General features: G+C 45.6%; 1 pseudogene. It reads left to right on the plus strand.

Annotated features, from left to right (window positions below):
- Positions 1-215: pseudogene (locus CBI42_RS12350) on the plus strand (DNA recombination/repair protein RecA); the annotation flags it as partial.

Here is a 215-nt window from a genome sequence, read left to right on the forward strand (position 1 = left end):
GTGGAAATCTATGGGCCTGAAAGTTCAGGTAAGACGACGGTTGCCTTACATGCCGTAGCCGAAGTGCAAAAACGTGGTGGAACAGCCGCTTATATTGATGCTGAAAACGCGCTTGATCCAGTGTACGCAACTCATCTTGGTGTTAATATTGATGATCTGTTGCTTTCACAACCTGATACTGGTGAACAGGGATTACAAATCACCGATGCATTGGT

Source organism: Streptococcus sp. KR (genome assembly GCF_002238115.1).
Taxonomy (GTDB): domain Bacteria; phylum Bacillota; class Bacilli; order Lactobacillales; family Streptococcaceae; genus Streptococcus.